Origin of the sequence: Thalassospira sp. TSL5-1, assembly GCF_001907695.1 — a bacterium.
GTDB lineage: Bacteria > Pseudomonadota > Alphaproteobacteria > Rhodospirillales > Thalassospiraceae > Thalassospira.
On sequence record NZ_KV880639.1, the window covers coordinates 265,167 to 285,725 of the forward strand.

Genomic DNA, 20,559 nt, shown 5'->3' on the forward strand with positions numbered 1-20,559 from the left:
GTTTTTCACATCGCTATAATTACCTTAAAGCGAAACACAACTTTCGTACGAAATTAAAAAGGCTTGCCGATGCCCCGTCCCGTGCCCATTGAAAATCGCCGCGACCGCATTGTCGCCCTGGTCAAAAGCTGTGGCTTCATGGCTGTCGAGGAACTGGCACGACGCTTTGACGTTTCAGTTCAAACCATCCGCACCGACCTGCGCGACCTGCAGGAACAGGGGCGGATTTTTCGCCGTCATGGCAAAGCCGGCCCCGCCCCGGTACCGGACAATACAAGTTATGAAAATCGCGAGGTTTGGAATCGCAGCGGTAAACTGGCCCTGGCAACAAAGCTGACAAACCTGATCCCCGAAGGATGCACCCTTGCCATTGGCACGGGCACAACAGCCGAGCTTGCCGCACAAAGCCTGTCCCAACATCGTAACCTAACGGTGCTGACCAATAACATTCATGTTGTGATGACACTGCAAAACGCGCCGGGCGTTACCCTGCGGTTATCGGGCGGTACGGTTCGCACCCGCGACCTGGATGTGATCGGCGCGGACAGTGCCGATTTTTTTGGCTGTTATCATGCCGATTTTGGCATTGTCAGTGTGGGGGGCATGACGCCAGAAGGCGATTTAATGGACTTCAACATGGATGAAGTCCGTGCCCGCCGGGCGCTCACGCAATGTTGCGATCATGCTGTTTTACTGGTCGACGAACGCAAAATCGGCCGCAACGCCCTCTGCCGGGACGGGCATGCCAGCGATTTTCAAACCGTCATCCTCAACTCATCCCCATCGGATGCCCTGCAGCAAAGACTGGTTCAAACCCGCACCCGCGTGATTGTTGCACCGTAACACCAAAGCGATTTACGTTAACGCACGCGCAAAACGCTTAATGCCATCAGATGACATCAAGGATCATTTCCTTGGAGACCGTCAGATCACGCGCAACATTAAGGCACTGGTTAGGGTCAACGGCAATCCAGCTGGCACTTTCGGTATCCAGCGGTTCGGAAACTACAATCACCTGATTGCCGCGTTTGCGATAATATAGCGAAGGGGGCTTGTCATCACTGGCGTAACGCACCGCGCACACACTATCGCCGTCACTCAGGCAGGCGGTAAAGCGAAATGGTGCGGCAATATCGTGGCGGCGCATGGCCGATTCCACGGTTGCAATCGCCTTGCGAAGGGCGCGGCGGGCATCATTTTCCAGCCCGAAACTCAGCATCAGATAAAATATCAGTTCACTGTCGGTCGTGCCCTGCCGTAAAGAGTAATATTTGTCATCAATCAGGGCCTCCAGCTCGCGGCGCACCAGTTTATAATCGCCAATCTGGCCGTTGTGCATGAACAGATATTTATCAAATGCAAAGGGATGGCAATTTGATCGGCTGGTGCCCGTTCCGGTCGAGGCACGGACATGGGCAAAAAACAAGCCGGATTCAATATTATGGGCCATAGATTGCAGGTTGGCATCGTTCCAGGCAGGCAGAATTTCGCGATACAGGCCCGGTGTGCTGCGATGGCCATACCAGCCAATACCAAAACCGTCACCATTGGTCGGCGTTTTGGCCTCTTCGGCATGCAGGCTTTGCGCCACCAGCGAATGTTTCGGCTCAAACACCAGACTATCAAGGTAAACAGGTTCCCCGATATAGCTCAACCACCGGCACATCTATTCCATCTCCCCGATTTTGCCTGAAAATATCAGGATCAGGACGCTATCTATGCCGCCAAACTACAGCGCGGTCAATGTTCTATAACGATTTTAAAAGTTAAACATCCTGCATGGCTGTCATGCCTAAAATCATCGTTATAAGAGCGTAACCAACAGCATTAATCAGGAATGTGACAGACGATTAACCTGCTTTCTCATGATAAATGGTCGCGCAAGAAATATCCCCAGCATGAACCAAAACACACGCTGATACACAAGCTCGTGTGCCATCCCCATGATCGCAGCATTCGCCATGATCAGCAACAAGCCACATTGATAGGGATCTTTGCGCCACTGCATCCCCGAAAATGTACGAACACACCAAGTGATTGGCGGAACGAATATAACAGCAAACCCAGCAATGCCCATTTCTGCCAATACCCATAAAAATGAGTTATGAATGATCAGGGCGCGCTCCGACAACGGTAGATTAAGCTCTACCTGGCTTTTATAAAATGCCCCAAGCCCTGCACCCAGCAACGGGTGAGATATAAACATTTTCCAACCTTCTACCATACTAAGAATACGGTCACTTTGAACTGTCGAAAAGTCATCTGGACGTGCAATAATTTGCAGGGTGCCTGCACCCATATTCACAAAAAATATTATCGCCTCGTTCAGAGTAAAAATTAAAATAAGATAAAATCCTCCGCAAACAATAGTTCTGATCGTTTTCCGGGCATCAAACATGAAAAAGACAATCAGGAAAACCGCAACGGAGCCGAATGCTGCACGAGATCCGGTCAAATACAAAAGTGCAAATATCAACCCAGGAACGGCAGCATCTCCCCAGGCTTTCAGGCCAGTCCAATGGCGAGAGCCGAGAAACAAAAAAGGCAGCGGCAGAACAGACAGCAAAAAGAAGGCATAACTATTAGGGTTTGCCAAAAAACCGGACCAACGCGAGCTTGCCCAGTTTAATGCAATTAAAACGTCCCAACCCAAAGTCATCCGCAGAATGTATTCAAATACAAAAATCAAAATAGCAGAAGAGACCACGGCTTTTGCAACAGCTCTTGCACCGAATCCCCCCCATAAAGCCGTCAAGAAAGCGCCAACGACGATATACGAAAACAGAATTCCGATACCGATCAATCGATTATAGAAAGCCCATGACTGGAAACCAAACTGAGCGTATCCAATCAGAAAACTCAGCAAAACAATGGCTGCAGATCCCAAAAGCCACCAGTTAACATAATGATTGCGCCAAATATCACGCCATGCACGTCGCTGTATGATAACAAAAATAAACGTCATGCCTGCGACAATAGCCAACGGATCAGCCAAGTTAACCGTAACTTTGCCCGACGCAATCGGGATAGGCAGTTGCACCATCATGAACACAACGACAATGGGAGCAACAACCCAGCCAAGCAACAAGATCAACCTACGGCTATATCCAGTACGTGAACGCACCTTTGCAAGCTGGAGATCCTGGTCAGGAAAAAATCTCTTGATAACCCATACACCGCAAACATTCAGCGCCAGAGCAATCAACGATAACAAGCCGACACCGATACCTGCTCCAACCCCGAGAGCAGGAGAAATATTCGCAGCACTAAACGCAAACCCGGCAGATACTTCGCGAATACCCCAACCGCCAAAACTTATAGGGAAAGAAGCTCCAAGCATTGTAAGCAATGTTGCAAATACTGCCTTTGCAGAAAACACGTCCACTCCGGCCATACCAACAATCAAAGCAAGGTATGCTCCAAGCATCAAAGAATGCATAATAAGAATAACAAAAATAATAGAAAAAAACTTCCGACCGAACCCGCTTGAAAAAATAAGATTCAGTTCAGCCCTTTGCCTCACTGATAGCTGAAAAAAATACACAGAAAACAGACTAAATAAGACAAAAACACCCATAGAAGAAAGCATTACGCCCGGCGCGTAATCAAAACTAATTTTACCGACAACGAGAAAAGCTGCTGACAATGAAGCTATTAACAAAACAGCAAGGGAAAAAATTCTTTCCAAGGCAGTGACAATGACCGCCGAATCCGCATCAGAAATGTCTTTCACGAGCAGCGTCCGCGACACGCTTTGTCCAAAAAAGTTAAAAAAAGCCATACCTGCCAATAAAGAATATATATTTACAGCATGAGACCTTTGAAAACCAATCCTCTGCCCAAAAATTCTCAGAAAAATCTCAAACCGAAAACTACTTAATATCTGGTTTAACAAAATAAGAGCTAAAGATAAAAAAACCCAAGATATTCTTGTCCCATATAGATACGACAATGATTCCCGGACATTCACAAAAAAAATCAGTACAAGCAGAGCAAATAGAACCGCCGCAATTTTCGCATATCTTACCAAAGAACACCTTCAAGCGATTAAATCATTAAAATCGGAAAAGAAATCAACCTTCTTTTAAGCAAAAATCGCAACCTGACGCGGAACCAATCCCCTACCCAACATTCTTATCTTCCATAATCGAAAAAGAAATTTTGAAATTCCAATGAGCTTACGCTCCACAGCAACAATGGAACCTACCAAAACCAAGCTCCAGCAACATAGCTGATGCAGCCCCCCGTTACGTCAGGCCCAATCAATGACTTTGTTATTAGTTACTCAGCTAATATCGGCACTTTTGAGGCAATGTTTACCCCCTTTCTTGTCACAAGAACAGGCATCAACCAAGCTACATCTCAATCCAGCCAACAAAAAGACCTTATGCTGCCCCTACTCCAGCTGTGTGCTTGACTGCTACTGTGGTGTCGAGCAATCCGCGCAATCATTAACAGCTCCAATCTGAAAGAACTAACTGAACCAGCTTTCATCCCGGTCTGTTCACACAATTGCGCTTTGCTGAAGAAAACCAAAATAAAGCTCTTGCCATGTCGGCGGATTATCCGTATTTTCCGCGCCACAAAATGAGTCGTGCTGGTGTAGCTCAGCTGGTAGAGCGGCGCATTCGTAATGCGTAGGTCGTAGGTTCAAATCCTATCACCAGCACCATTTTGATATTCAAAAACCCGTCAATGCCGGTTCGCCGCGCAAAGACGGGTTTTTTGTTTCTGACAAATAGGAATTTCCTCCCCCAATAAACCGCCAAAACCCCCGCAAACCCGGTGGTTTTGGCAGGTATGCAACGCCCGTTGCGTAGGGATTGTCAAAAATCATCACAGATAGTGAAAAGAATTTTCACGGCGTCCTCTCTCGCGCGTCAGTTAATAAGCATGACCCGATATGATTACCCAGGCGTTTTACTTCAGCAGACGCGCACATAAATGCTGCCCCGGCTGACTCTGTAATGGCGACCGAGAAAATACATCCGTAGCCCCCCCCTTACTGCCAAAAATAGAATCGCACATGTTCCCGGGTCTGCCACGTCACCCATCACAGCGCCAGCTGGTATTCTTGCATATAGCCTAAAGAGCGCAGAAAACTTACGCCAAAAAAACAACTAATAATTGTAAAATAAAAATCATCACAATTTTTAATCTTCACCGTCATAATTGAAGAACAACACATCACACAACTTAAAGATGTGTTTAATGTCAGGGGAGATTTGTGGTGGGTAACATTTATCACAACAAAATCAGTTTCAACCAAGTCGGCGGCGAAACCCCGCAGCAATACTGCCTACCTGAAAAGCATCGCCATGCAGGCCTTGTCAGCCTTACCGACGCCCACGTCCACACGGCGCCAGACGAAATACGGCCACGTTCTCTTTTTTACAGTTGGCATGACGCGCCAGACAAAAAGATAACGACGGGAACACGACAAAGGGAAGCCGGCGATTTACCTAACATACACACCTGTAAGGGCATCTCTGACCAGGGCGATATTCACAACGAAGCGATTGCCGCATTACCCGCAACAATTCAAAACATTGGCTCATTCCTGTTACCACCCAGCCCGCCTGAAGCCATTGTGACGCATCGCACCCAGACATATGACGGCGCGGAAATCACCATTCCCGATGTCAACATCGATAGCTGGAACCATCATGACAGCACAAATGTCGCGGTCGGCGTTTTTATTGCCCATTGGCACAACCACCCCGTGCGGGCATTTATCGACACCACACCCAAAACCGTTCATACGGCAATATGGTCGGGCGCATCAGAACCGGCATCTTCATCACCGTCCCCATCTCAATCTCAACCTCAATCTCAATCTCAGTGTCCATCTCAGACAGAACCAAAAATTTCTTCGGCAACCAAACCGGCGTCAGACACAACAACTGAAGCACAAACAAATACGGTTTCACCATCTGAACAGGCCCGATATGCAGCAACAATGGCACCGAATTTCTGGCCGCTCTGGATCGCCCAGCGCGACATCCTGCTGCGCCAGTGCCTAAGGTTGATGTCGGGTAATATGGATGATGCGCAAGATGCCCTTTCCGAAGCGATGATAAAAGCATCCGTCAAATTTGAAGACTCGATGGACGAAATTCGCAACCATCGGGCGTGGCTGTCGCGCATTGTCCATAATGCCTGTATCGATTTGCATCGGCAAAACCGGCGCAAGGCCGACTATAATGAAGAAACCCACAGCAAAGAAGACAACGTACTGCCGGGTATCTCGCGCCAGGAAGAAGCCACACCAGAGCAAAATGCCCTGACCGGAGAGACCTTCTCCAATCTTGAACGCGCCCTAACCGACCTGCCGGAAAAGCTGCGCCGCCCGCTTTTGATGCGATGCGTACAAGATCAAAGCTATGACGAAATCGCCGAAAACCTGGGCCTGAGCAATTGTGCCGTGCGCAAACGGGTGCAGCTTGCCCGTGATCATTTGAAAGGATTTGATATACGATAATCCGCTGCGATTTTACCGGCGCATCCCTCAGACAAAATCAAAGACAATAACGGACACAAGCAAACAAAAATGGCGGCAGGTTTTTCCTGCCGCCATATAACCATGATACATCCTTGCCCGTCAGCAAGCACCTTGCCACAGGCCCCATCAGCCCGCGCGCAGCAATTCCAACCGCTGGCAGGCTTCGCTAAAGTCCGGGGCATAAAGGCTCAGACGCGTGCCGGTACCCTGCAATTCATATTCACCGATATTTTCGGTCGGGCAGGAAATGAATTTTGCCACTTGCGCACTCACCAATACCCGCTTGCCAAGCTGTTTGGTCAGTTTTTCAATGCGCGATGCCTCGTTCGCAGCCCGGCCCACCACGGTAAAATCAACCCGTTCTTTAACACCGACATTGCCATAAACAACATCGCCAACATGCATTCCCAGCCCGTAATCAAATTCGGGCAAATCCTTCTGCGCCCGATCACGATTAAGCGTTTCGATATTCATCTGGGCTTCAGCAGCAGCATATAGGGCCGCATGACAGGCCTGTTCCAGGTCGCCCTCGTCATCACGGATCGGGAAAATCGCCAAGGTGGCATCGCCGATATAACGCAACACCTGCCCGCCATGCCGCAAAACAGCACCCGCCGTTGCGGCAAAAAAGGCATTCATCTGTTCCAAAAACGCATCATCGCCCACATGGGCCGCCATTGCGGTAGAATTACGCATATCCGAAAACCAGATAACGGCTCGGGTTTTGGTGCTGTCACCCAGCTTGATCTGCCCATTGCGCACCCGATGCCCGGCATCCGACCCCAAATAGGTTTCCAATATGGTTTTGGTTTCATCGTGCATGATGCGCATTTTGCACGTCACGGCAAAACGCCGCTGAATGGCCGAAAGAATGGCCAGATCTTCGTCAGTAAACCCGCTGGGACGGCTGGTCAGATAGGTCATGAAAATCCGGTTTTCGCCCAGCTCGCTATCGCGATCCGTGACAAAGGGCGTTACCAGTGCCAAATAATCCGTGCCACTGAGTTCGCGGAAGGTTTTCAAAACCGGAAAATCAATGATCGCCCCGGGCCCGATCAAATGACGGCGTAAAAACGTTACCCCGTTTTCGATCATCCATTTCATTGGACTGGCATTCCAGTCCGGGTTGTTTTCGCGCACCCCCAAATGAAACGAGCGTTCGACCTGCCCGCTCGGCTTGGACCAGATATAACTGACCCCTTCGTAAAGCGGATGAAGGGTTTTAAAACCGACCATAACACGGTCAACTGGCAAACCAGCGGCCACAAGGCGCGACACCATGCCGGAAATCACCTCGTCGATATCGGTATCCTGCAAGGCCCTTTCCATCAGCCAGTCATTAACGGATCGCACAAATCCGCTGCCCGAAAGGGCCGAATTTGTTCCGGGTAATGCGGTCACATTCCCTGGCTGTTTGCTCTGCTGCGCCATTGGCACGCTCCGTCCTGCTTGTTTTCATTTTTGTTACACCGGTTAAATGGTCGAAACACCACAAAGCGCAATCAAAAATTCAAAAAAGAATGGCTGCCATGCGAAACTGGAAAGCCCCAATCCTCAAACCGGTGCAGGCAAATAAATCCGGGCCTTTAACCCGCCCTGTGGCGCATCTTCCAGATAAATCTCGCCGCCATGCGCCCGAATGGCGGTACGGGCAATCGCCAAACCCAAACCAATACCGCCGGTTTCCTGATTGCGTGACTGTTCCAACCTGAAAAAGGGCTCAAACACCCGGTCGCGCTGATCAACAGGAATCCCCGGCCCATCGTCACTGACATCAATCCACAGGCCGCCATCATCGGCCTTTGCCACAGTCACAAAAACATTTTCGCCATAAGACAACCCGTTCGCCAGCAAATTGCCCAATGCCCGCTTGATCGACAAGGGACGGCAAGCATAGGAAAAATGTTCAAGTTTCGTTTCAAATGTAACCGGATGACCGGTTTCTTCAAGGTCAGCACAACTGGCTTCGACCAATGCAACCACATCAATCTTGCGGGTTTTTTCGTCGGCGGTTTCTTCGCGGGCAAATGTCATGGCGGCCGCCACCATTTGCTCCATCTCGTTTAAGGTTTCAATAATCTTACGCCGATTTTCTGGATCTTCAACAAATTCGGCCCGCAGGCGCAAACTCGTGATGGGGGTGCGTAAATCATGGGAAATTGCTGCCAGCATGCGGGTTCGGTCTTCAATAAAACGCCGCAAACGGGCCGTCATGCGGTTAAAGGCCCGCGCGGCATGACGAATTTCAAGCGGGCCCGCTTCCGAAACCGGCTCGGGAAAATCCCCGCGCCCAACCCGGTCCGCAGCAACTGCCAGCGCCTTCCACGGCCGAGTTATGCGCCGGGCGACAAAAAACGCGATGATGCCAATCAGAATTGCCGAGAGCCCCACCCGCACCAGACTTTGAAACACCACCCAGGGCGGCGGCGAAAAATTATTGATGCGCGCATCAAGCCACACCACCGGCGTGTTTGTCTTGGCCAAAAGATGCGGCGGCAGGGCAAACTCGCCGCGCGGTTCAGGTGGCATCTGCCCCATGCCTTCCGCCGCACGGGGAACAGCGGGGGGCACCTGCTCAGAGCCCTTCGGGGACCGGGAAGAAGGATCCTTTTCACCAACCGGCGCGCCATCCTTTATTGCGGGTGGCGGCGGCATGGCAGGCACGGCAAATACCGGCATAGCAACGCCCATAACCGGCGGACCATCGCAGGAAATGTTCCCAAAAAAACGATGCTGTTTGCGCTTCAGATCTCCGTCATCATCCTTGTGATGCCGATCGCGTTTGTCTTGTAATTCGTGCTGGCGTTTTTCTTCCTTGTCGCGTTCACGCCGGCACTCATTTTCTGACAAGAAACTGACCTGGGCCGATACTGGGGGATTTCCCAAGGACGCATTGATCCGCTCTGTCAGCAAACGCGTCACATCGGTTGTTTCGCCATATTCCACTGGGGTATTTAGCAAACGCAATTGAACTTGCGGGCTTTGCGCAACCCGCAACACATCGCGCCAGTTTTCGCGCGGCGTCGTCGATAAAATGCGCGAAATCGCCGCAACACGCGCCAGCGCACCGCCGCGCCGTTCGGACAACACCGCATCCTGGCGTTCTTCGGCCAGCAACACCGCCAACACCACATGGGTCAATACAACCGCACCCAATAATAACGCGATCAACTGGGCTGCCAGCGTTCGGGGCCAAAGGCGAACTAAAAACCGCTTCATTGCGAAACCGCATCCACGGTTAACATATAGCCCCCACCCCAAACGGTTTTGATGATGACGGGGTTTTTCGGGTCCGGTTCAATCTTTTTGCGCAAGCGACTGACCTGATTGTCAATACTGCGATCAAAGGGAGCGGCTTCGCGCCCCTTGGTAATATCAAGCAACTGATCACGGGTTAACACCATGCGTGGATGTTCAACAAACGCATTTAACAGGGCAAATTCCCCTGCACTGAGCGGCATGACCATATCTTCGTCATTGCGCAATTCATGGCGGTTACGGTCCAGGATCCAGCGATCAAAAACCACCTCTCCTCCCGCAAGCGGGCGTTTGCGCCCGGTCGGCAAGCTCTGTGCCCGGCGCAACACCGCCTTGATGCGCGCCAGAAGCTCGCGCGGATTAAACGGCTTTGCCAAATAATCATCCGCGCCCATTTCAAGGCCGACGATACGGTCGGTTTCCTCGCCAAGGGCGGTCAACATGATCACGGGAATATCCTGGCTTTCGCGCAGCCAGCGACACAAACTCAGCCCGTCTTCGCCCGGCATCATCACATCAAGCACCACCAGATCCGGCATGATCTCATCAGCCAGTAATTTACGCATTTCGCGCCCATCCGCAGCCAGGCTGACGCGGTAACCATGCTGGCGCAAATAACGACCAATCAGATCGCGGATATCACGATGATCATCGACAACCAATATATGTGCCGTGTCCGACATTCGGCTCTGTCCTACTGCTGGTGGTGTAACGGATATAAACTTAACGCAAGGGGCGGCCCGGCGATAACTGCCAATTTGTATCAGACTGTCGCAAAAGCGGAAACTGCGACAGTCTGCGACCATTTTCCCCGTCCGCCGGGATCATTTCGCGACAATTTTGCGCTTAGATGTCCTTGTCAAACGGTTCCCCCCAACCCACGAGGATAACATGAACACGACCCGCAAACTGCTGATGACTGCCGCGATTATTGCCACCACACTGGGTGTTGTACCGACCGTATCGGCACTGGCACAAACCCGCTCCGATGAAATGCGCCGCGACTTTCGCGATGGCGTGCCTGCTGACTGCCAGGGCGGCAAATTTCATCATGGCGGATATGACAAGTACAAAGGCCCGGACGGGCGGCACGGCCCCAAACAGGCGATGAGGATGCGCAACACGCCACTGACAACCGACGAGGCCCGCCTGCTTGTTGATGCCATGCTGCTGCGTCACGGCAACGCCGACCTTAAAACCGGTGCCGCAAAAGCCAGCCAGAATGGCCAGGAAATTACACTTCCGCTGCTCAATAACAATGGCGATCTGATCGAGAATATCACGATGGACGCCTATAGCGGGCGACCGGCACGCAAGGAATTTCGCGAATTGCGCCGCATGATGGGCAAGCCCGACCGCCAGGACCGGTTTGATCGCAAATATAGCGCCGCGCAAATGAATACCCTGGTCCAAGCCTCAATTATCATGCGGGGCAATGGCAACCTGGCCCTGAACAAGCTGACCCAGACAGACCGGGGCACCTATATCGCAACGATCACCAACAAGAAGGGTGATATTGTGCGCGAAGTTGAACTGAGCAGCGTCACCGCCCGCCCGATTGATGGCGGCCCGATTTTTGGCCCAGGATTTGGCCCTGCCGGTGGTCCGGGTTTTGGGCCGTCTGGTGGTCCTGCTGGCGGCCCGGGATTTGGACCCGGTACTGGCCCGCAGAATGGTCCCCGTCAGGGACCGGCCGCAGGACCAAACCCAATGTAAAAAACCGTGCCGCAGTAAACCCCCATTCGCTTTTTACTCAGGCTGCATATTACCCCACCAACGATCTCTAATCTTTCGTTTAAATGGCTCCGTCAATAGCGGGGCCATTTTTACGCGCATCATCCCAGCGGGTGTTGACGGGCGGGGAATTTTGGCTAATCCTCTCTTTTTTATAGGATAAAGCCATGACAGCCACCGAAATCAGCGCCCACCCCAGAACCGCATTGCTGGATGATATTCCAGCAATTACCGCTCTTTGGCAGGAAACCGGCCTGTATCGCCCCTACAATCCGCCCGCCTGGGACATTTCCTTTGCCATCAGCGCGGACAATGCCACGCTTGTGGTATGGGAAGATGTTAACGGTGTTATTGTCGGCACAGTCATGATGGGCCATGACGGGCATCGCGGCTGGATTTATTATCTTGCTGTCGCCAACAGCCACCAGAAAAGCGGCCTTGGCCGCCGCCTGATGCGCCAGGGGGAGAACTGGCTGCGCGAACATGGTGTCTGGCGCATGCAGCTTATGGTGCGTTCGGAAAACGGCAAGGTGCAGGATTTCTACAAACATCTGGGCTATCGCGCCCTTGATGTCACCGTCATGCAAAAGGATATCGACACCGCCCCGGCCGAACGCGGCGGTGCCTTTGCCCCAAGCGGCGGTTGAAACCAATGGAGATCGTGTCATGAATGCGTTTCCAAACTGCCGCCTGATTGGCCGCTGGCGGATCGTTGAGGCTGATTTGTGGGATCGGGATTATCTGGATCTCGTTGAACCCGCTGCGATCACCATCGGGCCTGACGGTCACGGTGAAATCGCCTTCGGGGCGATGCAGGCGATCCTCGATCTCGGCTACAGCACATCGTTCGTCTCCTTTACCTGGCGGGGCTACGATGAAATGGACGATGTCTCCGGTGACGGAGATGCCGAATTGCTCGAAGATGGCTCGCTAGAGATCATTTTCACCTACCACAATGGTGACGAGGCTGTCCTCAAAGCCAAACCCGAGACTTGATCAACAGCCTGCCAAGCCTTTCTCATATGAACCCGAACTAAATCAAATCGCTTCGGTTTATAGTACCTTAGGCCGCATCATCTGTCCTGTCACGTGCCGCCAGGCCAGACAGGCCTGCTTTATTTTGCGCCAAATGCAGGGTGTTGCGCGCAATGCGCCGGGTGCGGGTAAACAAACGGTGGATGCGCTCAATCACTGAAATTTCCAGGCGGTATAGCTTCACATCCTCGGCACTGTTGCCAACCTTTTCAGCAATCGCCAACTGCAATTGGTCCAGTCGGGCGCTAAAGGCGGCTTTCCCGGCAATCAGGGCCTCGGCACGCGCGCCATCTTCGTCTTCCAATGCCCGCAATGATGCCTGTAAGGCCGTTTCTGCATCCCGATACAAACCCAGCAGCGCATCTGTTGTTTCGTTATCCGGTTCACGGCCAAGGCGGGACAGTCGAGTTAACAGCTCCACCAGTTCCTTGCTAACAATATCGCCTATCGCTTCCAGATTATTGGCAACAGCCACCAGTTCCTCTAGCCTTGCACGGTCGGTTGGGGCGGCATCTTCGTGGCGCAGGCGCACGGCATAGGCCACAATGGCCTCCTGCAGGGCATCCACACCATCATCCTGTTCGGCAATGCCTTGCAAATGGCGCGGATCATGCTGCACCAGGCAATGATGGCCCTGCTTTGCCATCGCCCGAACAATTTCGCCCATATGCAGCACTTCCTGTTTCATCATAGCCAGGGCCGCTGCAGGGGTGTGGACCATATCGTTATTTAAATATTTCGGGCGCATATCGGCAATGGCCTGGGCATCCTTGCGTTCGGGCACCAGACGTTTGATCAGGCGTGCCATTATCGGCACAAAACCGATCATCAAAACAACATTCAGAATGTTGAAAATGCTGTGCGCATTTGCGATCTCCCGGGCTATATCGGCCTTGCCCGTACCGCTGTAATTCGGGGTAATATCGCGCACAATATCGGCCAGGAACGGAATAAATGGCAACCAGATCAGAACACCAAAAACGTTAAAGAAAACATGAGCCACCGCCGTGCGCAAAGCATCACGGTTTTTGCCAATCGTCCCCAAAAGGGCGGTGACACAGGTGCCGATATTGGCCCCGAAAATAAGGGCAATGCCGGCATCCAGGCCCAAAAGGCCCTGCCCGGCCAGCACAATAACAATCCCGGTTGTCGCCGCACTGGACTGCACCAGGGCAGTAAAAAGCGCGGCAATGGCAATGCCCAATACCGGGTTGGTCATTTGTGCCATTGCGGTAATGAACGGGTCATAATGGCGCAAGGGTTCCATTGCATCGCCCATCATGCCCATACCGAAAAACAACAGTCCCAGGCCCAGCACCGCCCGGCCCATTTGTGCCCAGCGTTCAATCGGAATAAAGAACATCGCGGCAAACCCAGCCGCGATCAGAACCGGGGCAATCGCATCAATTTGAAAGGCGATGATTTGTGCGGTTAACGTGCTGCCAATATTGGCCCCCATGATCACGGCAATCGATTGCGCCAGGGTCATCAACCCGGCCGATACAAACCCCACCACCAAAACCGTTGTCACAGAGGATGATTGCAACAAAGCCGTAATCACCGCGCCAGAGATCACGGCGACAAAACGGTTGCGCGTCATTTTGCCCAAAAACAACCGCAGCTTCGACCCGGCCAGCACCCTTAGCGCCCCGGCAAGGTGGTCCATGCCATATAAAAACAGGGCCAGCCCGCCCAATAACTGCACCGTCATCCAGCCAGTACGAAGTTGGGGCACCTGATCACCATTGGCACTGGTCGCGCCTGTCAGGGTGCCCGCAATGTCGCCCGCCCCCTGCACCGCCGCCCATAAACGGCCCGGCGAAGCCAGCACCAGCATCGCACCCAGCACCAAAGCCGCAACAACCAACAAACGGCGCACAGATTTACCCTGCATTTATATACCATCCACACAACAAAACAGGCTGCCACCTTATAGAGGTCACAGCCTGCTTTGTTTGGAATAGATCAAATGCCCTGCGAAATATATTTCGCCGTCATCACCTTACTGGGCAGCACGCACCCCAACATGTTCCTGTGACAGACGGTGCCTGAGCGCGGCAATTTCATCCGCATTCAGGCGCAAGCCCAGCTTGGAACGCCGCCAGATGACATCTTCCACATCATGCGCCCATTCGTGATCGATCAGGTAGCGCAATTCGGCTTCATACAGATCATGTCCATAACACCGGCCCAGCCCCTCAAGAGATATGGCATTGTGCAAAATCTTCTCGATCCGGGTGCCATAGGCGCGCAACAAACGGTGCAACATTGCGGTGGGCATCCAGTCATAACGCTGGCCATAATGTTTTAAGGCAGCGTCAAAATCCCCTCCCGGCAATTCGCCACCGGGCAGCGGTGCGTCGGCCGTCCAGGCCTGGTCATCATGTGCCAGTTTGCGGCAAATGATTTGCAAGGCATGTTCGGCCAGCTTGCGGTAGGTGGTAATTTTGCCACCAAACACATTCAAAAGCGGGGCCTTATCCCCGGCATCATCCAGCTTCAGGGTATAATCCCGCGATACCTTGGAGGCATTTTCGCTTTCGCCGCCATAAAGCGGCCGCACCCCGGAATAGCTCCAGACAACATTTTCCGGCGTTACCGGCGTTTTGAAATAACTGCTGGCAAGCGCGCACAAATAGGAAATTTCGCCTTCGTCAATTTTCACCTGTGCCGGGTCGCCTTTGTAGTCCACATCGGTGGTGCCGATCAGCGTAAAATCATGCTGATAGGGAATGGCAAAAACAATGCGACCATCGGGGTTCTGGAAAATATAGCATTTATCGTGGTCAAACAGCTTGGGCACCACAATATGGCTGCCCTTCACCAACCGGATCGAGGCCCGCTGGGTTGCATCGACCGTGCCATTTTCCGGGTCGATCAACCGCGCACACCACGGCCCGGCGGCATTGACCACCATTTTACCGCGCACCTTACGGGTTGCGCCGTTATCCTTGGCACGCAGGGTCACATCCCAGCCATCCGCACTGCGCTGCGCCCCAACACATTCGGTACGGGTTAAAACCTCCGCACCACGTTCCCTGGCATCCATCGCGTTTAGAACCACCAGGCGGGCATCATCCACCCAGCAATCGGAATAAACAAATCCCTTGCGCAAATCGCCGCGCAACGGCTGCCCAGCCTCGTGGCTGGCAAGGTTAATGCCTTCACTGGCAGGCAGCTTTTTACGCCCGCCCAAATGATCATATAAAAACAGGCCCAGCCGGATCATCCATGTCGGGCGCAGGCCCGGCACATGCGGCAGCACAAAGCGCAACGGCCAAATGATATGCGGCGCATTACCCCACAGAACTTCGCGTTCCTTCAGGGCCTCGCGCACCAGGCGGAATTCATAATGCTCCAGATAGCGCAGGCCACCGTGAATAAGCTTGGTACTGGCCGAGGACGTCGCACTGGCAAGGTCATTCATTTCACACAACAACACGCGCAGGCCCCGCCCGGCTGCGTCGCGGGCAATACCGGTGCCGTTAATGCCGCCACCAATCACCACCAGATCATAATCGCCCTGATCCTGCGCCAATTTTTCCAACTGTGCTTCTGCTTTGTGCGATGCGCCTGACATGATCCTGACCTTCTCGAATTTCGTGAATGACCGTTATTTAGTTCATTTACGAAAATTTTTCAAGGGATCAATCATGACATTTTGAACACATTCCAACAGAACCGGGTATTCCGGCTCCCCAAGATTGTCGTAGCGAAAACATCGCCTCGTAATGGCAAAAATGCAGAATGCTCAACACCTACAAGGCTTATAGCAATCAAACGTACCCATAACTGCCTCCTGAGCAAAACGCCTTAAAATGTAATTTTCCGAAAATAATTGCCCAAAACACAAAAAAGGCGCTGCGCGATACACCGCAACAGCGCCCCAATAATCCCAAACCAAGAACCTAAAACCGCAAATGCCGGGTTACGACAGCCACCGCTGCTGCCAGGCCGATAACATCAAAACAGACCACAATTTATGGGCGTTATTGGTGCGACCCGCCTGATGGTCCTTCATCGCCGTTTCAATAATCGTGCGATCAAGGCCAAAATCTTCATAAAGGGCCGTTCGCGCCAGCAAATCCTGCGCCCAATCACGTAATGGTCCGCGCAACCATTCGGCCAATGGCACGCCAAAACCGGTTTTGGGTCGGTTGATCAATTCATCGGGCACATATTTTTGCAAAATACGCCGTAGTGCAATTTTGCCGGTCCCGTCATGAATTTTCAAATGTGCCGGCAACCGCCAGCCAAATTCGATCACACGGTGATCCATCAACGGCACACGCACCTCCAAGGACGCCGCCATCGAGGCCCGGTCCACCTTGGTCAGCACATCATCAACCATATACATCATCGTATCCATCACCTGCATGGCCGAGATGTAATCGAGGTTGCGATTGCGCGAAAACTTCTCGCCCGGCACATGGAAAACCGCTGCCTTTTCATCCCCTCGCCCGTATGGACGCAGTGTTTCCGGGTCCCACAATTCCAAAAGCGCAATATAGCGGTCAATATCATCGCGAATGGCCAAAAGCGGTGCGACCTTGTGAATTTTATCGCCAATGGTGCCGGTTTTACCCCCCACCGGCAGCACCGAACAAACCCTGTCCCACTGCCGGGGCGACAGCAATGTCAGGGCGCTGGCAATATGCGATGCCCCAAACGGGATCATTTTGCTGGTTCGCGCCAGATTATTGGACCACAAATAGCGATTATAGCCGCCAAAAGTTTCATCGCCCCCATCCCCGGACAGGGCAACCGTCACATCCTTGCGGGTCAGCGACGACATCAAGGCTGTTGGAATACCCGAACTGTCAAAAAACGGCTCGTCATACATGTCTGCCAGTTTGGGCACGACGTTCAGGGCATCCTGCGCCGTAACATAAAGCTCGGTATGGTCGGTTCCCAAATGTTTTGCCACAGCGCCGGCAAAGGCGGCCTCGTTAAAGGCCTCGTCTTCAAAACCAATGGAATAGGTTTTAACCGGTTTTGACGCGACCGATTGCATCAGGGCGACAATGGTCGAAGAATCAATCCCGCCCGACAAAAACGCACCCAACGGCACATCGGCGACCATGCGCCGTTCCACCGCATCGCGCAGCAAATCTTCCAGTGCGTCAATCGCACTGGCATCATCGCCCGCCCATCGATTGTTGCGGCCATTTAAAACCACATCTTCCATCGACCAGTAACTGGAATCGCGAATTTGGCCTTCGGCATCAATTTCGATCATATGACCGGGGCGCACCTGACGGGTTTTGCGATAAATCGACTGCCCCGACGGCACGTAACCAAAGCGCAAATAATTATCCAGCGCGCCACTATCCACCTCGCGCGGGCAAACCCCGCCCACCACCAGGGCCTTTAATTCGGATGCAAAGGCAAAACACCCTTCATGATGGGTCCAGTAAAGCGGCTTGATGCCCAGACGGTCACGCACCATCACCATGCGGCGACGTTCTTTGTCCCACAAAACAATGGCAAACATGCCAATCAGCAGCTTCAGGGTTTCGGTAACACCCCAATGGGCAAAGGCCTCAAGAATCACTTCACTATCGGAATGACCACGCCAGGCAATGTTATGGCGCGCCAGCTTGGCTCGCAGGTCTTCGGCATTATAAATTTCGCCGTTATAGACCATTACGTATCTGCCATCCGCCGATGGCATGGGCTGTTTACCGGCATCGCTTAAATCAATAATGGCAAGGCGGCGCTGGCCCAGGGCAATGCCGGTGACATCATCCACCCAAATATCACCGCCATCAGGGCCGCGATGCAGCAAGGCTGCATTCATCGCCGTTACAATCGCGGTATTATCGCGCTGGCCGGTCTGTTTTGGTGTCCATAGTCCGGTAATGCCGCACATGGGAATCCTCTGAAGCCCTGATATTACTGCCCGTCATCACGATACGTTTCGGGTCTGCTCCGGTAATACCGAACAGCAAAGGTTGCGACAACGGAAATCGGCAACTTTTCTTTTCCCCCAGCATGCGGCATAACAGATCCATGTTGAAACTTGACCGAATTTTCATTCGCATCCTGCAAATTTTGCAAACCAACGGCCGGATATCGAACCTCGAATTATCCGAGGCCGTCAATCTGTCGCCTTCTCCCTGCCTGGAACGGGTGCGCAAACTGGAAGAAAGCGGCCTGATTTCGCAATATATTGCCGATATCGACCTCGATAAAATCGGACCCAACCTGCATGTAATGGCCGAAGTCACCCTTGGCAGCCACCTGGTCGAGGATTTCAAACAGTTTGAAGCCGCCATCGCCGAAGTCGATGAAGTAATTTCATGTTTTAAAATTGCCGGCCCGTTTGACTATACGCTTGATATGATTTGCAAGGATATCCCGCATTTCAACAGTATCAAAGAAAAGCTGACACATGCGAGCATCGGGATCGAAACCTTTCGCGGCCATATCGTGATGGAACGTACCAAGGGCTTTACCGGTTATCCACTTGAAAGCCTGACAGCCCCTTCCCCGCTCCGCAGCACACTGACAGACGGGTAGAAATCGCCGGCACCCCGCTGGCACCAACCGATGTCACGACGACGAAGAGTTCGGCGAATTGGAGCCGGTTTCTTCGGTGATAATGTCATTAAAATCGGCACGATCGGCGATTTCAACCCTTGCCGTCTTGCCGAATTTGTCGGTTGTCGCCAATAAATACGCCTTGCGGGCAACCGACATTGCCATACGTTTCACCGCAATCTTGCCAGGATCAAAATCCATCACGCTGCCCGCCGGTTCAATGGCAGAACAACTGATAAAAGCAAAATCAGGCCGAAGTGCCCGTAGCGCCAAAACCGTATCCTCGCCCGTGACGGAGCCATCCGCCCCGCTTAACCGCCCTGGCAGCATCCGCACATCGTGCCGGGCCGGGTCAAAGGCCGCCGCCACATGCAGGCTGTTGGTCACAACATAAAGAAGCGGCTTTGAGGCCAGCATTTCAGCCACGGCCTCGGTCGTGGTGCCCACATCAAGATAAACAAATGCGCCATCGGGCACCAGGCCAGCGACATATTCGGCAATGCTGCGTTTTTCGCTGCGGCCAATCATGCGCTTTTGCCCATGATCCATCCGGTCTACCCAAACGCCCCCCTTAACGCCGCCTTTCACACCGGCACCACCGTGAAAACGCTCAATCAACCCGGCCTCGTGCATGGCAATGACATCGCGCCGCACCGTTTGCATCGACACCGAAAACATCTCGGCCAGCGCCTCAAGGGTGATGAAGCCCTTGGCCTCGATCCGGGCCAAAACTTCCTGTTGCCGATCTGACAGTGAAAGCATCCTGAAAATCCCCTATGGACAATGCTGTAAAATGGAAGATAACTTACAGCACAACTTCTTTTCAAGGATTAACATGACAATGACATTCCTCTGGTCCGACAAATCCGACTGCCTGTGGCAGGAACAGAACATGTATTTTGATGCCTGGCAATGGCAGTGGATGCAAGGGGACATCACCCCCAACGACCTGACCCCGATAAGCGCCCAAAATGCCATGCGCGCCATCACAGGCAGCAATAAATGCCGCACTGTGCCCGTGGCCGTTATCGGACCGCGTGAAGCCGACGAAACCGAAAATGCCACCGCCGAAAATGTTGGCAAGGCACTGGCTGATCTGGGGCTGGCAACAATTTGCGGTGGTAAAAACGGCGTAATGGAAGCCGCAGCACGCGGGGCTTACAATGCTGGCGGCCTTACCATTGGCCTGCTACCTGATGAAGACTGGCACGCTGCCAACCCGTTCATTTCACTGCCGCTGGCAACCGGCATTGGCCGGGCTCGCAATGCCATTATCGCCCAATCGGCACAGGTCCTGATTGCCGTAGGCGGCAAATACGGTACCCTGTCGGAAATTGCCTATGGCTTGCAGTTTGGCAAGCCGGTTTTTGGGTTATGCACCACCCCCGATGTTCCAGGCCTGCGCACGGAAGGCACGGTTGACGCCACAATCGAGGCCCTGGTCCTTGCTCTTTTAACGCCGCAACATATGTAACAATAATTACACT

16 protein-coding genes and 1 tRNA gene are annotated in these 20,559 nt (G+C 52.7%); 8 read left to right on the top strand and 9 right to left on the bottom strand.

All coding sequences use genetic code 11. From position 1 onward, the window contains the following. The first annotated feature begins 69 nt into the window (after nucleotides 1-69). Nucleotides 70-843, top strand: a complete 774-nt coding sequence (locus LF95_RS18090; RefSeq protein ID WP_073956574.1) for a DeoR/GlpR family DNA-binding transcription regulator — start codon at nucleotides 70-72, stop codon at nucleotides 841-843. Between the two features lie 46 nt (nucleotides 844-889). Here LF95_RS18090 and LF95_RS18095 read toward each other — a convergent pair whose 3' ends face one another. Both LF95_RS18095 and LF95_RS18100 read right to left on the bottom strand, forming a co-directional pair. After that, nucleotides 890-1,666, bottom strand: a complete 777-nt coding sequence (locus LF95_RS18095; RefSeq protein ID WP_073956575.1) for a class II glutamine amidotransferase — start codon at nucleotides 1,664-1,666, stop codon at nucleotides 890-892. Nucleotides 1,667-1,831: 165 nt separating this feature from the next. Beyond that, nucleotides 1,832-4,030 (bottom strand): O-antigen ligase family protein, encoded by a 2,199-nt coding sequence (locus LF95_RS18100; RefSeq protein ID WP_073956576.1) that lies wholly within the window; start codon nucleotides 4,028-4,030, stop codon nucleotides 1,832-1,834. A 566-nt stretch (nucleotides 4,031-4,596) separates the two neighbouring features. Between LF95_RS18100 and LF95_RS18105 the strand changes: the two genes are divergently transcribed. Then, a tRNA-Thr gene (locus LF95_RS18105) sits at nucleotides 4,597-4,672 on the top strand. A 1,287-nt stretch (nucleotides 4,673-5,959) separates the two neighbouring features. Next, a complete protein-coding gene (locus LF95_RS18120; RefSeq protein WP_073956579.1) occupies nucleotides 5,960-6,481 on the top strand; it encodes an RNA polymerase sigma factor in 522 nt (173 codons plus the stop codon). Between the two features lie 147 nt (nucleotides 6,482-6,628). Here the strand turns inward: LF95_RS18120 and LF95_RS18125 are convergent, their stop codons facing one another. The 3 genes from LF95_RS18125 to LF95_RS18135 all read right to left on the bottom strand — a co-directional run bounded on the left by LF95_RS18125 (nucleotide 6,629) and on the right by LF95_RS18135 (nucleotide 10,443). After that, nucleotides 6,629-7,933, bottom strand: a complete 1,305-nt coding sequence (locus tag LF95_RS18125; RefSeq protein ID WP_073956580.1) for an adenylate/guanylate cyclase domain-containing protein — start codon at nucleotides 7,931-7,933, stop codon at nucleotides 6,629-6,631. 123 nt (nucleotides 7,934-8,056) lie between these two features. After that, the gene (locus tag LF95_RS18130; protein WP_252509827.1) at nucleotides 8,057-9,721 is read right to left on the bottom strand and encodes an ATP-binding protein; all 1,665 of its coding nucleotides are present in this window, start codon (nucleotides 9,719-9,721) and stop codon (nucleotides 8,057-8,059) included. Continuing rightward, entirely contained in the window at nucleotides 9,718-10,443 is a 726-nt protein-coding gene (locus tag LF95_RS18135; RefSeq protein ID WP_073956581.1) for a response regulator, read from the bottom strand. The genes LF95_RS18130 and LF95_RS18135 overlap by 4 nt, the downstream gene beginning before the upstream one ends. Nucleotides 10,444-10,651: 208 nt before the next feature. On the opposite strand from LF95_RS18135, the gene LF95_RS23355 reads away from it, so the two are divergent. The 3 genes from LF95_RS23355 (at nucleotide 10,652) to LF95_RS18150 (ending at nucleotide 12,490) form a co-directional block, all read left to right on the top strand. Then, on the top strand, nucleotides 10,652-11,476 hold the full coding sequence (locus LF95_RS23355) for an immunoglobulin domain-containing family protein (RefSeq protein WP_073956582.1): 825 nt from the start codon (nucleotides 10,652-10,654) through the stop codon (nucleotides 11,474-11,476). A gap of 185 nt (nucleotides 11,477-11,661) precedes the next feature. Continuing rightward, nucleotides 11,662-12,141 carry a GNAT family acetyltransferase gene (locus LF95_RS18145; protein ID WP_073956583.1) on the top strand — a complete coding sequence of 160 codons (480 nt, stop codon included), beginning with the start codon at nucleotides 11,662-11,664 and terminating at the stop codon, nucleotides 12,139-12,141. Between the two features lie 19 nt (nucleotides 12,142-12,160). After that, nucleotides 12,161-12,490, top strand: a complete 330-nt coding sequence (locus LF95_RS18150; RefSeq protein WP_073956584.1) for a hypothetical protein — start codon at nucleotides 12,161-12,163, stop codon at nucleotides 12,488-12,490. Nucleotides 12,491-12,557: 67 nt separating this feature from the next. Here the strand turns inward: LF95_RS18150 and LF95_RS18155 are convergent, their stop codons facing one another. The 3 genes from LF95_RS18155 to asnB all read right to left on the bottom strand — a co-directional run bounded on the left by LF95_RS18155 (nucleotide 12,558) and on the right by asnB (nucleotide 18,401). After that, complete coding sequence (locus LF95_RS18155) at nucleotides 12,558-14,423, bottom strand: Na/Pi cotransporter family protein (protein WP_083607807.1); 1,866 nt, start codon at nucleotides 14,421-14,423, stop codon at nucleotides 12,558-12,560. Between the two features lie 108 nt (nucleotides 14,424-14,531). After that, a complete protein-coding gene (gene glpD, locus LF95_RS18160) occupies nucleotides 14,532-16,109 on the bottom strand; it encodes a glycerol-3-phosphate dehydrogenase (protein ID WP_073956585.1) in 1,578 nt (525 codons plus the stop codon). Nucleotides 16,110-16,457: 348 nt separating this feature from the next. Then, a complete protein-coding gene (asnB, locus tag LF95_RS18165) occupies nucleotides 16,458-18,401 on the bottom strand; it encodes an asparagine synthase (glutamine-hydrolyzing) (protein ID WP_073956586.1) in 1,944 nt (647 codons plus the stop codon). Nucleotides 18,402-18,541: 140 nt separating this feature from the next. Between asnB and LF95_RS18170 the strand changes: the two genes are divergently transcribed. Beyond that, the gene (locus LF95_RS18170; protein ID WP_083607818.1) at nucleotides 18,542-19,051 is read left to right on the top strand and encodes an Lrp/AsnC family transcriptional regulator; all 510 of its coding nucleotides are present in this window, start codon (nucleotides 18,542-18,544) and stop codon (nucleotides 19,049-19,051) included. Between the two features lie 33 nt (nucleotides 19,052-19,084). Here the strand turns inward: LF95_RS18170 and LF95_RS18175 are convergent, their stop codons facing one another. Further along, nucleotides 19,085-19,834: a DeoR/GlpR family DNA-binding transcription regulator gene (locus LF95_RS18175; protein ID WP_073956588.1), complete on the bottom strand. Its 750-nt coding sequence runs from the start codon at nucleotides 19,832-19,834 to the stop codon at nucleotides 19,085-19,087. 73 nt (nucleotides 19,835-19,907) lie between these two features. Here LF95_RS18175 and LF95_RS18180 point away from each other — a divergent pair, with 73 nt between their 5' ends. After that, nucleotides 19,908-20,546, top strand: a complete 639-nt coding sequence (locus LF95_RS18180; RefSeq protein ID WP_143182095.1) for a TIGR00725 family protein — start codon at nucleotides 19,908-19,910, stop codon at nucleotides 20,544-20,546. Nucleotides 20,547-20,559: the final 13 nt, after the last annotated feature.